Genomic DNA, 13,725 nt, shown 5'->3' with positions numbered 1-13,725 from the left:
TACCTGGGGCGGGCGGCGCGGCCGCGGCGCCCCGGCGCCCGCGACGGCGGCGTTACGGCGTGCAGCCCTGGACGCTGACGTCGTCGATGGCCCAGGCCGGATTGGCTTCGGCGACCGACGAATCGTTGGCGTGGCGGAAGCGGAACTTCACGCTCTGGCCCGCGAGCGACTGGATGTCGACGACGGACTTGATGTACGGCGTGCCCTCGCCGCACCAGGCCTGCTTGCCGGCCAGCGGGTTGCTGTACTGGCTCGACACGGCGCCGTCGTACGGATCGGTCAGCAGGCCCGTCGTGACCTGGGTCCAGGTCGCGCCGTTGTCGGTCGAGCGTTCGAGGATGCCGCCGTCGAAGCAGCCCGTGCTCGCACTCTCGATCGACTGCTTGTTCCAGAACGTCAGGGTCAGGTTGCTCAGGCCCGACGGCACGGCGATCGCCGGCGACACGAGGCCCTGGTCGTTGACCGCGCTGAAGTTGTTCGCGGTCCAGGCCTTCGTGCCACCGTGCGGCGCCGTCGTCGTGTGTCCCCACGAGTCGGTGCCGGCCAGGGCGGCATGCGTCCAGCCGTTGTCGCTGCCTTCCATGTCGTCGTTGAACACCACGGTCTGCGTGCTGCCGACGGAACAGTCTCCGGGCTGCGGCTGGGTCGTGAAGTTGTTGCCTGCCACGCCGGCTTGCTCGAGGCCATTCGCGAAGATGCGATCGGCCGGCGGCAAGGTGCCGCCCGAACCGCAGGCGTTCGACGCATAGACGCGCCAGTAGAAGCGCCGGCCGCCCGGCAGGTCCGGCGTGACCGTCCAGCTGGTCTGGTCGGTCGTCGTCGACGCGAACACGGTCGAGAAGTCGGGCGACTGCGACACGACGACCGTGTAGCTCGCGGCCTGAGGGACCGCCGACCAGGTCAGGGTCGGATTGCCCGGCAAGTTGCTCGCGCCGTTGGCCGGCGCCGTCAACGTCGGCGTCGCCGGCGTGATCGTGTCGACCGTGATGCCGATGTCGAAGGTCTTCGTGATCGCGCCGGAGACGCCGGTCAGGGTCGTCGTATACGCGCCGGCCGGCGTGGCCGCGGTATTCGTCAGACTGAACGTCGCCGCGCCCGGCGGCGTGACCGTGGTCGGCGCGACGCTTGCCGTCGAACCGGTCGGCGCGCCGCTGACGCTGAGGTTGACCGGCGTGGTGTAGCCGGTGATCTGGCCGATCGCGACCGGCGTGCTGAAGGTGGAGCCGGCGCAGAGGCGCGTGCTCGCCGTCGTCGTGCTCAACGTGAACGAAGGCGAGCGCGAGCAGTTGAAGCAGGTGATCGCGAAGTCCTGGTCGGTCGCGTCGCCGACGTTGGGCACGCCGTCGCCGCCGATCGCCGTGCCGGTCACGCGGATCGTGACGTCGCCGGTCGTGCCGGCCGGCAGGAACACCGCCTCGTAGTTGTTCTTGGTGTCGGCCGTGCCGCCGGTGGTGCTCCACTGGTTCGTGAACACGTTGCCGAGGTAGGTGTTCGCGCCGTTGACCACGCGCAGGTCGAGGTTGTTGACCTGCGGCGCCGTCGAGTTCAGCGCGCCCGGCGCGTCGGTGTACGCCATGGCGACGCGCACCGGCTTGGTCGGATCGGCGACGCCGACGGTGATCTCGTAGAACTCGCCGGTGTTGTCCAGGCGCTGGCTCTGGTCGACGAGGACCTTCGGCGTCGCATCGAACATCAGCGACAGGTTCGGCATGCCGTAGCCCTGGTCGTTGCTCGGCAGGTTGTCGTTCGCGTCGGCGCCGGTCAGGTAGGTCGGGTGCGCGATCAACCAGGTCTTCATGAGCGCCGGGGTCGGCACACGCGAGCCGCCGACCTCGTCGATCGTGCCGGATGCCGCGCCGACGCCGCCGCGCTCGATCCACCAGTACGACAGCGACGCGACGCCGGCCACGGCCGGAGTCGAATGGCTGGTGCCCGAGGAGGCCGCGAACAGGGTCTGCGCCGGCGGGTAGTACTGGTCGCAGACGCCCGAGCCGCTATAGCCCGAATACAGGCTCGCGCGGGCCTGGATGTGCGTGCCCGGCGCGATGACTTCCGGCTTGGCGCGCTGGCCCGGCGCCGGACCGCGGCTGGAGAAGCCCGCGACGTCCATCGCGTTGTCGGCGTCGGTGGCGCCCGAACCGCAGCCGTCGGTCCAGCCCGGCCGCACGTTCTCGGACGCGCCGACCGTGATGACGTTCTTGCCGGCGCCCGGCGAGGACACCGTCGAGGCGCCCGGACCGTCGTTCGCCGCGGCGAACAGCTGGATCAGTTCCTGGTTGCCGGCCAGGGTCGTGTCGGCATCGCGAGTGCCGATGTCGTAGGCCTGGTCGGAGTCGTCGTAGACGGTCGGCGGGACCGTCGCGCCCCAGGAGTTCGTGTTGATGCGGCCGCCCTTGGTCCAGACGCTCTTGATCACGCCCGCGTCGGTGTTGCCGCAGCCGGCGATGCTGTAGCCCGGCACGAAGATCGCGGTGCTCGCGACGCGGCCGAACGGATTCACGCCCATGCCGAGCTGGTAGCCGTCGGCGTCGCGGTTCGGCGACGCCGCGGTGACGTCGTAGCCGGCGACGATGCCGCCGTTCAGCGCACCGTGGCCGTCGACCGCGCCGACCGAGGTGCTGGCCGTGCTCGAGCAGTTGTTGAAATAGGCCACGCGGCTCGCATTCGAGCCGACGCCTCCGACGTGCAGCATCTGGTCGGCCGTGTTGACGACGGTGACGCCGGTGCCGCCTTCGTGGATCGGGCTGTCGGTCACGTCGACGATGGGGTACTGCGTATGGTCGGTCGAGAAACCGCGCGCGGTCAGCCAGCTGATGTAGTTGGACGCCGGCGCCGGCGCCGGCGGCGGGACCAGGCCGGTCAGGATGAAGTCCTGCTTCTCGTCGAGGCGGCGGAACACGTTCTGCGGCAGCACGGCGACCACGTCGGCGCGCTCGGCGATCGCGGCGACGTCGCTCAGGCGCACGCGCAGCTTGATGTTCTGGAACGCGAGCACCGGATGCCACTGCAGATTCAGCTTGCCGTCGCCGAGCGGGCCCAGCGAGTCCGGCGAGAGGCGCGCGCGTTCGGCGATGAACTTCTGCGTCTCGGAAGCGCCGGCGTGGCGATACATCTGCACCGTGACGTCGACTTCCTCGCTGCCCGCACCGGCTTCCACGCGGGCGGCCAGGCGCGGCTCGACCTTGAGATAGCCGTAGAACGGCGCCGAGAACTGCAGCCACTCGGCACGGTTGCGCAGGTTGTCGAGCCGGCTGCGGCCGGCGGCGTCGGCCCAGACGATGTAGCCGTTGCTCGCGATGTACTGCAGCGGCGTGATGCCGTTGGCGACGAGCTCGTCGAGCCAGCGCTGCTGCACCGGAGCGTTGAATTGAATCAGCTGCAGCGACGCGCCGGTCGGCGCCTGCAGCGAGAACGGAGCGGCAGCGCGCATGGTGTCGCGCTGCGTGTCGAACGGCCGCGCCAGGAACAGCACGTTCGCTTCGGCATCCGCGACGGCCGCCGTGGCGGCCTGGACAGCGGGTACGGGCAAACCGGCGACGCCGGCCGCACCCACGAGCGCGGCTAGGATCGCCGCCGTGATTGGCTTACGCATGGAACCCCCACAAGTGAAAAAACGGACCGACCCCTGATTGGCGAGCGCCCCGCATACGGTTCCCTGGCATGCCGCAGCGACGAGGCCACAACGGCCGCGCGACGGCGAAAGCGGCCGCGCGCGGGCCGCGTTGACTGTAGCAGCTCCGAAATGAAGGCAGTGCATAAGCCGACGCAACCTTCGTAAAGTCGCACAATGCGCCGGCGCTTCGCATGGCACCCGGCGCCTAGCCACGCAGCCTGCCGAATGCGCCTTCAGTCCGAATCAACTACAACCAGAGACCTATGCGCCGCCATCTCCTGTCCACGTTCGCGCTGACCTTGCTGCTGCCGCTGGGCGCGCAGGCCAAGACCTGTCTCGTGCTCGGCGGCGGCGGCGCGCGCGGCGCCGCGCACATCGGCGTGCTCAAGGTGATCGAGCGCGAACGCATTCCGATCGACTGCATCACCGGCACCTCGATGGGCGCGATCGCCGGCGGGCTCTACGCGGCCGGCTACGATGCCGACGCGATCGAAGCCGTGCTCAAGGGCATCGACTGGAAGGACATGTTCCGCGACGACCCGTCGCGCGAAGAGCTGCCGATGCGTCGCAAGGAAGACGAGCTGCGCTTTCTCGGCGGCATCGAGCTCGGGCTCAAGGACGGCAGCATCGCGCTGCCGCGCGGCCTCGTGCAGGGCCAGAAGCTGCAACTGCTGCTGCGCCGCCTGCTGCTGTCCACGGCCGATCTCGCGGACTTCGACGCACTGCCGATTCCGTTCCGCTCGGTCGCGACCGACATCGGCAACGGCGAGAAGGTCGTGTTCGGCGACGGCGACCTCGCGATGGCGATCCGCGCGTCCATGTCGGTGCCCGGCGCGTTCGCGCCGATCCGCTACCGCGGGCGGCTGATGGTCGACGGCGGCATCGTCGACAACGTGCCGATCGACATCGCGCGCGAGATCGGAGGCACGCGGCTGATCGTCGTCAACGTCGGCGAGCCGCTGCTCAGGGAAGACCAGCTCAACTCGCCGTTCAGCATCGCCAACCAGATGCTGTCGACCCTGATGAAGCGCGAGACCGACATGCAGCAGTCGACCCTGAACGCCGACACCGACCTGCTGCTCGTGCCGGACATGGGCGACATGGCCAGCGCCGATTTCCATCGCGCCGACGAAGCCGTCGCCGCGGGCCTGCGCGCGGCCGAGACCGAGATCACCGCGCTGCGCCGCTACAGCGTCGGCGAGGCCGAATACGCCGCGTTCCGCGAGCGCCACCGCCAGCGTCCGTTCGACCCGCCGCTGGTCGCCTTCCTCGACGTGCTGCGCGGGCGCAGCCGCACGGCGGCCTACGTGGAGCAGCGCCTGTCCGACATCGTCGGCAAGCCGCTCGACACGCAGCAGCTCGAAAAGGACATCGGCCTCGCCTACGGCGACGGCAGCTATGAGCGCATCGCCTACGATCTCGAAAAGCGCGACGGGCAGGTCGGCGTGTCGGTGCAGCCCGTCGACAAGGGCTGGGGCCCGAACTTCCTGCGCTTCGGCCTGCGCCTGTCCGACGACTTCGCCGGCCGCAACAGCTACCAGCTGCTCGGCGAAATCAATTTCACCGGCCTCAACGAGCGCGGCGGCGAGTCGCGCAACCGCCTCGAGCTCGGCCGCGTGACCGGCGTGCACAGCGAGTTCTACCAGCCGTTCGGCGATGCGGGCCAGTTCTACGTCGCGCCGTACCTGGACTATCGCGCCTACAACTTTCCGATCGGCGCCGACAACGCGCAGGCCAACGACGCGCTGGCCGAATATCGCCGCAGCCGCTCGAGCATCGCGGTCGAGCTGGGCTATACGCCGAGTTCGGCCTGGCGCCTGTCCGGCACCGCGGGCTACAGCTACGACGAAGCGCGCCGGCGCGTCGGCACGCCGGATCTGCCGAACGTCCTGAGCAACACCTATTCCAGTTTCCTGCTGCGCGCGACGCGCGACAGCCTCGACGACTCGGGCTTTCCGAGCCGCGGCACCCGCCTGGACCTGTCGCACGAATTCCTGCTCGGCGACAGCAACGGCGCGAACTCCGACGTCTCGCGCCTGAGCTGGGACACGGCGTTCTCCTCCGGTGCGAACCGCTGGCTGCTCGGCGCGCGCGTGCATTCGGCCGGCGGCAACGGCGAGCTGCTGTCGACCTTCGGCACCCTGGGCGGCCTGGCCAACCTGTCGGGCTATACCGAGAACCAGCTGCTCGCGAACCAGATCGCGCTGGGCCGCCTCGTCTACTACCGGCGACTGACCGATGCGACGCGGCTGATCTCGGTGCCGGTCTATCTCGGCGGCAGCCTCGAAGCCGGCGGGGTCTGGGATTCGCGCGAGGCGATCAGCCGTGACGACCTGATCGGCGCCGGCAGCGTGTTCGTCGGCGTGGATACGTTCCTCGGACCGATGTTCCTCGGCTTCGGCCATGCGGGCGGCGGCAACAATTCGTTCTACCTGAGCTTCGGCTCGCTGCTGCGTTCCGATCCGTAGCCGAAAGGCGCGCGCCCGTACGCCGGCCGGCCGGCGCGCGCCTTCCCGGAAGTACAATTGCCGGTTCCGGCGCGCGCGTACTACGCTCTCGCCGATTTCGCCGGCCGTACGGCGCCTGCGGCGCCGGCGGCGATCCATCGTTCGTTCCCGCCGAAAAGGACGCCCCGTGAAAAAGGTCTACAACTCCGCCGCCGAAGCCCTGGAAGGCCTGCTGTTCGACGACATGACCCTCGCCGCCGGCGGCTTCGGCCTCTGCGGCATTCCGGAAAATCTGATCCAGGCGCTCAAGGATGCCGGCACCAAGGGCCTGACCATCGTCGGGAACAATGCGGGCGTCGACGACTTCGGCATGGGTCCGCTGCTGAAGACGCGGCAGGTCAAGAAAGTCATCGCCTCCTACGTCGGCGAGAACAAGGAATTCGAGCGCCAGGTGCTGGCCGGCGAGCTCGAACTCGAACTGACGCCGCAGGGCACCCTGGCCGAGCGCCTGCGCGCCGGCGGCGCCGGCATTCCGGGCTTCTACACGCGCACGGCCTTCGGCACCAAACTCGCCGAAAAGCGCGAAACGAAAGAATTCGACGGCAAGGAATACGTGCTCGAACCGGCGATCCACGCCGACGTCGCGATCGTCAAGGCCTGGAAGGGCGACACCTTCGGCAACCTCGTCTATCGCAAGACCGCGCGCAACTTCAATCCGATGATCGCGACCTGCGGCAAGATCACCGTCGCCGAAGTCGAGGAGCTCGTCGAGGTCGGCCAGCTCGATCCGGACCAGATCCACACGCCGGGCATCTACGTCGACCGCATCGTGCAGGGCCGGAACTACGAGAAGCGCATCGAATTCCGCACTGTGTCCGGCGGCGCGCCGGCCGGCAAGGAAAGCCCGATCCGCGTTGCGATGGCCAAGCGCGCGGCGAAGGAATTGCGCGACGGCTACTGCGTGAATCTCGGCATCGGCATTCCGACGCTCGTCGCGAACCACATCCCGGCCGGCGTCAACGTGACCCTGCAGTCGGAGAACGGCCTGCTCGGCATCGGCCCGTTCCCGACCGAGGACGCGGTCGATCCGGATCTGATCAACGCCGGCAAGCAGACCATCACCGCGATCCCGGGCTCGAGCTTCTTCTCGAGCGCCGACTCGTTCGCGATGATCCGCGGCGGCCACATCGACCTGTCGATCCTCGGCGGACTCGAAGTGTCCGAGAACGGCGATCTCGCGAACTGGATGGTGCCCGGCAAGATGGTCAAGGGCCCGGGCGGCGCAATGGACCTCGTCTCCGGCGTCAAGCGCGTCGTCGTGCTGATGGAGCACACCGCCAAGGACGGTTCGCCGAAGATCCTGCGCGAGTGCGCGCTGCCGCTGACCGGCAAGAACGTCGTCAACCTGATCATCACCGACCTCTGCGTGTTCGAGGTCAAGGACGGCGGCGGCCTGCGCCTGATCGAGCTGCACGACGGCGTCGCGCTCGACGACGTCAAGGCCAAGACCGGCTGCGCGTTCGAGATCGCGCCCGGACTGGGCTGAGTCGCCGCGCGGCGCGCGACAGGCGCACCGCCGGCTGAGCACCCGCACGACCGCGCCGACGGCGGCGCGCGTTCGTGCGCCGCCTGATAGCGATCCACGTCGCCGCGTTGCACGCCGACGTGGCCGAGGCCGACATGGCGGCGTTCGTCACAGCACTGCCGGTCGCGCTGCGGCATCCGTATCCCGATCCCGCGACGACCTGGGACGGCGCGCGCGGCGTTCTCACGGCGCCGACCGTCGTCGACGGCCTTTACGATCAAGGTCGCATCGACCTGCGCTATCGCGGCGCGACGCGAAGCGGCAACGTCGCCGGCCGGCTGCTCTTGAAAGCGCGGCCGTTCCGCCCCACAGGCGGACGATCTCCCCGACGGATGCCGTCATGATCGAGATCTACTACTGGCCTACGCCGAACGGCCACAAGATCACGCTGTTTCTCGAAGAGGCCGGGCTGGACTACACGATCAAGCCCGTCGACATCGGCAGCGGCGAGCAGTTCAGGCCGGACTTCCTCGCGTTCTCGCCGAACAACCGCATGCCCGCGATCATCGACCGCGCCCCGGCCGACGGCGGCGAGCCGATCGGCGTGTTCGAGTCCGGCGCGATCCTGCTGTACCTGGCCGAGAAGACCGGCCGCTTCCTGCCGGCCGACGTGCGCGGCCGCAAGAGCGTGACCGAATGGCTGTTCTGGCAGATGGGCGGCCTCGGTCCGATGGCCGGGCAGAACCATCACTTCGGCACCTATGCGCCGGAGAAGATTCCGTACGCGATCGAGCGCTACATCAAGGAGACGAACCGGCTCTACGGCGTGCTCGACCGGCGCCTGGCCGGCCGCGATTTCATCGCCGGCGACTACAGCATCGCCGACATGGCCTGCTATCCGTGGATCGTGCCGCACGCGCGCCAGCAGCAGGATCTCGACGACTTCCCGAACCTCAAGCGCTGGTTCGAGACGATCGCGCAGCGGCCGGCGACCGTGCGCGCATATGCGCGCGCCGAGCCTTTCGCGAACCGGCCGACGATCACCGACGAAAGCCGCAAGATCCTGTTCGGCCAGACAGCGCAGAACACGGCGCGCTGAGGCGTCGCGGCAACGACGAGCACGCGGCGCGGCCGCGTGACCGCCGTGGCAACAGACCGGCGATTTCGTCGTCGCGGCAGCTGGCGGACGCCGGCACGGTTCGATGGCTCTCCGGTTTCGCGCTTTGCATTCCTGGGAGCACAGTCCTTCGCACCCTCGATTTCCGCGACGCAGCCCACGCTCCGTTGCGTCGCGGCCGCTCCGTCGCCGCCTACAATGGCCGCCCGCTTCCGGCCAGGACTTCGCCGTGCTGCCTGCTCTCGCCCTGCTGTCCGGCCTCGCCCTGCCCGCCGCCGGCGACCACGCCTTCGTCGTCGACATCGCCAAGGCCGATGCGGCGCGCGTGGAAGCGCTCAAGCACGGCGACGGCGCGCGCTGGTGGCTGGAGCTCGGCGACCGTCTCGTCGTCGCCGGCGCGCGCGAACCGCTCGCGCGCCTGATCGGCGAACGCGACCGCCTCGGCGAGATCGCCGACGTCACTCCGGAACAGCTGGCGCTGCGCGCGCGCGGCTGCAAGGAACACGATGCGGCCGTCGGCACCTTGCTCGCGCGCGGCGGACGCTGGGAACTGCGCCGTCTCGCGGCCGGCGAAGCGCTGCCGGCGCCCGACAGCGACGAGCCGCATGCGCAATGGCGCGCGGTGCAGCCCGACAGCGTCGTCGCACGCCAGTACCGGCTCGATCATGCCGTCGCGGCCGCGCCCGACCCGCTCGTGCAGCCGCTCGTCGACGCGGTCGATGCGGACCGCTGGTTCGCCGACGTCACGACCCTGGCCGGCTGGGACCGTTCGAGCTACGGCACGACGTCGCTGACGCAGGCGCGCGACTGGATCGGCGACCGCTTCGCCGCGCTCGGCCTCGCGGTCACGAAGCCGGCATTCACGTTTCCGGGCAGCGGCGGCAGCGTCACGCGCAGCAACGTGATCGGCACCTGGACCGGCACGCGCCTGCCGGACGAATGGATCGTCGTCGGCGGCCACTACGATTCGCGCAACACCAACCTGTCCAGCACGACCAACGCGCCCGGCGCCGAGGACAATGCGACCGGCTGCGCCGGCGTCATCGAACTCGCGCGCATCCTCGTCGCGAACCGCCCGGAGCGCAGCGTGCTGTTCATGTGCTACGCCGGCGAGGAACAGGGCCTTTACGGCAGCAAGGCCCACGTCACGCAGCTGCAGCAGACCGGCGACCTCGCCAGGGTCCGCTCCGTCGTCATCATGGACATGATCGGCTACAGCACCGATACGACCTTGAACGCCGACTACGAAACCTATCCGGCGTTCGCCGCCTACATGAACGGCTTCGCCGCCGCGGCGGCGACCTACGTGCCGCAGCTGCAGGTCACGACGAGCGCGAACGCCTGGGGCTCCGACCACGTGCCGTATCTCGACGCGGCCAAGCCGACCGTGCTCGCGATCGAGTCGGACTACGACGTCTATCCGCACTACCACCGCAGCACCGACCTGCCGGCCAACATCGGTCCGAACGCGCGCGCGATGGGTGCGGCGATACTGAAGACCAACGTCGCCGTGCTGGCCAACGAGGCCGGTGCCTCGGACCGCATCTTCGCCGACCGCGAGTGAGCGGGCACGCCGCGGTCCCGGCGCAGCGGTGCGTGCCGCGATGCCGGTGCTCGCTCGGCCGCCGCGGCCGCGTCTGCCGCGCGCATGAAACCCATCCTCGCCCTGCTCCTTGGCTGACCGGCACCGCTGCCCGGGCCGCACCGCCGTCCTGGGAGGCGCTGAACGACCGGCCAAGGTGCATTACCAGGACGGCCGCTACGCCGAGGCCGCCGCGACCATGCACGAGGCGCCGGCCCTCGTCGAAAAGCAGTACGGCCGCGACGACACCCACGTGGCGCAGAACCTCAACAACCTCGCGCTGATCTATCGCGCGATGCAGCGTTACGGCGAGGCGGAACCGCTGTACCGGCGCGCGGTGGTGATCGCCGACAGGACCCCTCGCATGAAGAGCGCCGGCGATCTGGCCCGAATGTACGTGGCCGCGGGCAATTACGGCGCCGCCGAACCGCTTTATCTGCGCGTGATCGCCTGGCAGCACCGGCACGTCGGACCGCAGTTCGGCGTCGTCGCCAACACCGAAGGCCAGCTGGCCGAGGTCTATGCCAAGCTCGGGCGCACCGAGGACGCCGACCGGCTCGCGCGGCGCTCGCATAGGTCGCCGCGCCGGCGCGCGCAGGGGCTGGTTCCGCAGCCGGTCGACGCCTGCGCCGACGCGCAGAAATCCGCCGCCGTGCGCATCGATCTCGCGCGCCCCACGCTCACGCTGGCGATTTCGTGCTCGTAGCCGGCGTCGCGGAAAGTCAGCGGGATGCCGGACGCGCAGGACTTGGATTCCCAGCGCTTCTCGCCGCCGAACAGCGGCTCGCTGAGCTCGACGTCCATGGCATAGACGCGGCGGCATTCCTCGATACGCCCCGACTCGGCGGCGAGCGCGACGGCAAACAGTGCGGATAGCCGCATGGAAAGCGCCTCGGCTGGAGTACCGCGCGCGGCGGCTGTCGGGAATCGCGGGCGCGGCGCGGCCGTTCGTCGGGCAGCGATCGCGGAACGGCGACCGGCAAGGCCGATTCGCCGGCCCAGCAACGCTCGCGCTGTCGGTGGGGCCACGGTCGGCACGCCGATTGCAAAGCGGTGAACGGACACGCCGACCCGTCCACCGACACCAGCCGCGCCGCGCGGCCGCCGCGAGAAATTCCATGGCCCATTTCGTCACCGGTCTGATCGCCCGTCATGCGGCGCTGCGCGCGCTCGCCGAAGCCCGCGGGCTGCCGGCGCCGGTCGTCCTGACCGAAGTCCTGTCGCTGCTGCCGCTGGGCTCCGACGAGCTCGAACGGCTGCAGCCCGAGGACGCGGACAGCTTCCATGCGGGCTTCAATTACCTGTCGCCGGCGCTGACGGCGGTGCTGCAGGCGCTGTCGGCGCGCAGCACCCTGCTGTATTTCGAGACCGAGTATTTCGGCGGCATGGGCACCCAGGGCGCAGCCGTGTTCCGCGACGGCGAGCTCGTGTTCGGCCCGCAGGCCGCCGAGCTCGGACCGATCAACAATGCGCTGGCCGTGCTCGGCGTACGCACGGTGCCGCCGGCCATCGACGAATTCGAGACCGTCGGCCTGCATCGCCACGGCAGCGTCGAGGAGTGGCGGGAGGCAGCCGGCGACTGACTCCGACCGCCGCCGCAAATGCGATCCGCGGACGCCCCGCGGCGGCGCGGACCGGGCCGCGCGCCGCCGGGTCGGAATCTCAGTTCAGCCGGAAGCGCGTGACCGTCTTCGTGACGCTGCGACCGCCGATCGTGTAAGTGAACCTGGCTTGGTCCTCCTGGCCGGGCTTCATCGCGAAATCGATCGTCGCGGTGCCCACGCCGCTGTACTGCGCGCCGTCGGCCGGATAGCTCGGGCCGGCCCAGGGCGGGCCTTCGCTCTTGACGACCTGACCGCTCCAGCGCGTCGAGGTCTGCCACTGGCCGGCCTGCAAGGTGTACCACTGCGGCTGGCGCGTATCGTCGAACACGTACAGCGCGCCGAAGACCTGGTCCGTGGCGCCCTGCTCCAAGGTGAGGCCCCAGCCCGGCTCCAGGCTGTTGCCCCAGAGGCCGCTGTAGTCGGCCACGGGGAAGGGCCGGTCTTCCTCGCCGGGGTCCAGGGTGCGCGCGGCCACGTCGAACGGCAGGCGCAGCAGCGGTTCGCGGTAACCCTTCAGGTACAGCTGGACCTCGTACTCGCCGGCCGGATAGGCGCCGAGCTCGATGTCGACGACGGCCGGCGGGCCCGGCACGATGCAGAGCCTCGGCCGGAACGAGGCGACGATCAGGTGATCGCGCAATTCCACGTTGACCGTGCTCGCGTCGAAGGTGCAGCTGTCGAGCGTAGTGCGCAGGTGCAGCGGCTCGAACTGGCTCGGACGGATCGGCACGACCTGGGATTCGTCGGCGGCGGCGGCGACAGCGGCGAGGCCGAACGAGGCGATCACCGCGACTGACTTCAACAACGCATTCGCTGGATACGGCATGACGGTACTCCGCGACTACGAACAGGGGATGACTGGGACGCGCGCGCGGCGGATTTCGTCGCAGGCGCATTGTGCGCTTGTTGCGTTACGCGCACGTGGATGCAGGCTCAGCAGCCGGTGAGCGCCTGTTGCGCGACCGGGCCGACCAGCGCACCGGGCTGCGCGGCGCCGGACAGGAACAAGGTGGGGCGATCGAGGTTGTAGTGATCGCTCGTGTCGATGACGAGATCGACGCGGCCGTCACGATCGAGATCGCCGGCGAACGTGACCGTCACGACCGCGTCGTCGAACACACGGCCGTCGGCTTCGGCGCGCTCGCCGGCCGTGCGGTGGATGACCTGCGTGCGCGCGCCGTCGCTGAGCGTCACCTGGCAGATCGACGTGTCGGGCGCATCGTCCGCGCCGACGGTCTTCGCGCACTGCACCGCGAGCTGCGGTGCGGCCGCTCCGGTGCCCAGGCGCAGCGGACGTTCCACGGAAACGGTCTGGGCGCTCGTCACGAAACCGTCGACGTCCCCGGGTTTCAACGCGGCGATGCCGCGCAGAAACACGAGCGCCTCGACACCGGGCGCCGCGACACTGCGCGCGCTGCGGTCGCCGGGATCGTCGGCGAGCGGATCGGCGACCGCCTCGACCTTCAGCCGCACCGACTGCAGCCGCGCCTTGCCGTCCGTGACGGCCAGGGCCAGCCAGGTCTCGCCGTCGCGGGCCGGCACCTCGTCGCCGTGGAAGGCCTCGCCGGGCAGGACCAGCTGCGGCGCAGCGGCCGCCGTCGCGGTGATCGCGGAACTGAAGAGCAGGAACAAGGCGGTCGTTTTCATGCGGCGAGCATCGAGGGATTCGGGGACGGCGGAGAGGCGCGATTCTGGCGTTCCACAGGCGGGCCACCCGCCTGCGGAACATTCGACGGACGGCGCAAGGAACGCGCGGACGCGGCCGGACGAACACGCGGCTGCGCGCCGTGCGGCGGGCGCCGTCGCCGCGGCGCCGTCCCGCTCCGGCCGGCGGCCT

The 13,725-nt window shown here is 69.9% G+C and carries 10 protein-coding genes; 7 read left to right on the top strand and 3 right to left on the bottom strand.

All coding sequences use genetic code 11. The annotated features are described in order from the left end of the window. Positions 1–52: 52 nt before the first annotated feature. Positions 53–3,592 carry a S8 family serine peptidase gene (locus NON22_RS11995; protein WP_257387170.1) on the bottom strand — a complete coding sequence of 1,180 codons (3,540 nt, stop codon included), beginning with the start codon at positions 3,590–3,592 and terminating at the stop codon, positions 53–55. 284 nt (positions 3,593–3,876) lie between these two features. Between NON22_RS11995 and NON22_RS11990 the strand changes: the two genes are divergently transcribed. From NON22_RS11990 to NON22_RS11955, 7 genes are all read left to right on the top strand, one after another. Continuing rightward, the gene (locus tag NON22_RS11990; protein ID WP_257387169.1) at positions 3,877–6,081 is read left to right on the top strand and encodes a patatin-like phospholipase family protein; all 2,205 of its coding nucleotides are present in this window, start codon (positions 3,877–3,879) and stop codon (positions 6,079–6,081) included. 166 nt (positions 6,082–6,247) lie between these two features. After that, positions 6,248–7,606, top strand: coding sequence for a 3-oxoacid CoA-transferase (locus NON22_RS24820; protein WP_343231944.1), 1,359 nt, complete (start codon positions 6,248–6,250; stop codon positions 7,604–7,606). Between the two features lie 134 nt (positions 7,607–7,740). Continuing rightward, positions 7,741–7,989, top strand: coding sequence for a hypothetical protein (locus NON22_RS11975; protein WP_257387168.1), 249 nt, complete (start codon positions 7,741–7,743; stop codon positions 7,987–7,989). Further along, positions 7,986–8,684: a glutathione binding-like protein gene (locus tag NON22_RS11970; protein ID WP_257387167.1), complete on the top strand. Its 699-nt coding sequence runs from the start codon at positions 7,986–7,988 to the stop codon at positions 8,682–8,684. The genes NON22_RS11975 and NON22_RS11970 overlap by 4 nt, the downstream gene beginning before the upstream one ends. Before the next feature lie 247 nt (positions 8,685–8,931). After that, complete coding sequence (locus NON22_RS11965) at positions 8,932–10,266, top strand: M28 family metallopeptidase (RefSeq protein ID WP_257387166.1); 1,335 nt, start codon at positions 8,932–8,934, stop codon at positions 10,264–10,266. Between the two features lie 175 nt (positions 10,267–10,441). After that, on the top strand, positions 10,442–10,990 hold the full coding sequence (locus NON22_RS11960) for a tetratricopeptide repeat protein (protein ID WP_257387165.1): 549 nt from the start codon (positions 10,442–10,444) through the stop codon (positions 10,988–10,990). 412 nt (positions 10,991–11,402) lie between these two features. After that, positions 11,403–11,867, top strand: coding sequence for a hypothetical protein (locus NON22_RS11955; protein ID WP_257387164.1), 465 nt, complete (start codon positions 11,403–11,405; stop codon positions 11,865–11,867). Positions 11,868–11,946: 79 nt separating this feature from the next. Here NON22_RS11955 and NON22_RS11950 read toward each other — a convergent pair whose 3' ends face one another. Beyond that, entirely contained in the window at positions 11,947–12,714 is a 768-nt protein-coding gene (locus NON22_RS11950) for a hypothetical protein (protein ID WP_257387163.1), read from the bottom strand. Positions 12,715–12,821: 107 nt separating this feature from the next. Then, positions 12,822–13,535: a hypothetical protein gene (locus tag NON22_RS11945; RefSeq protein WP_257387162.1), complete on the bottom strand. Its 714-nt coding sequence runs from the start codon at positions 13,533–13,535 to the stop codon at positions 12,822–12,824. Positions 13,536–13,725: the final 190 nt, after the last annotated feature.

The sequence above is a fragment of the Tahibacter caeni genome, from assembly GCF_024609805.1.
Classification (GTDB): domain Bacteria; phylum Pseudomonadota; class Gammaproteobacteria; order Xanthomonadales; family Rhodanobacteraceae; genus Tahibacter; species Tahibacter caeni.
This window is presented reverse-complemented; position numbering and strand designations above follow the sequence as displayed.

Bases quoted from the DNA above. Each gene is read 5' to 3' on its own strand.
- NON22_RS11995 (WP_257387170.1), bottom strand. From the start codon at position 3,592: ATGCGTAAGCCAATCACGGCGGCGATCCTAGCCGCGCTCGTGGGTGCG.
- NON22_RS11990 (WP_257387169.1), top strand. From the start codon at position 3,877: ATGCGCCGCCATCTCCTGTCCACGTTCGCGCTGACCTTGCTGCTGCCG.
- NON22_RS11975 (WP_257387168.1), top strand. From the start codon at position 7,741: ATGGCGGCGTTCGTCACAGCACTGCCGGTCGCGCTGCGGCATCCGTAT.
- NON22_RS11970 (WP_257387167.1), top strand. From the start codon at position 7,986: ATGATCGAGATCTACTACTGGCCTACGCCGAACGGCCACAAGATCACG.
- NON22_RS11955 (WP_257387164.1), top strand. From the start codon at position 11,403: ATGGCCCATTTCGTCACCGGTCTGATCGCCCGTCATGCGGCGCTGCGC.
- NON22_RS11950 (WP_257387163.1), bottom strand. From the start codon at position 12,714: ATGCCGTATCCAGCGAATGCGTTGTTGAAGTCAGTCGCGGTGATCGCC.
- NON22_RS11945 (WP_257387162.1), bottom strand. From the start codon at position 13,535: ATGAAAACGACCGCCTTGTTCCTGCTCTTCAGTTCCGCGATCACCGCG.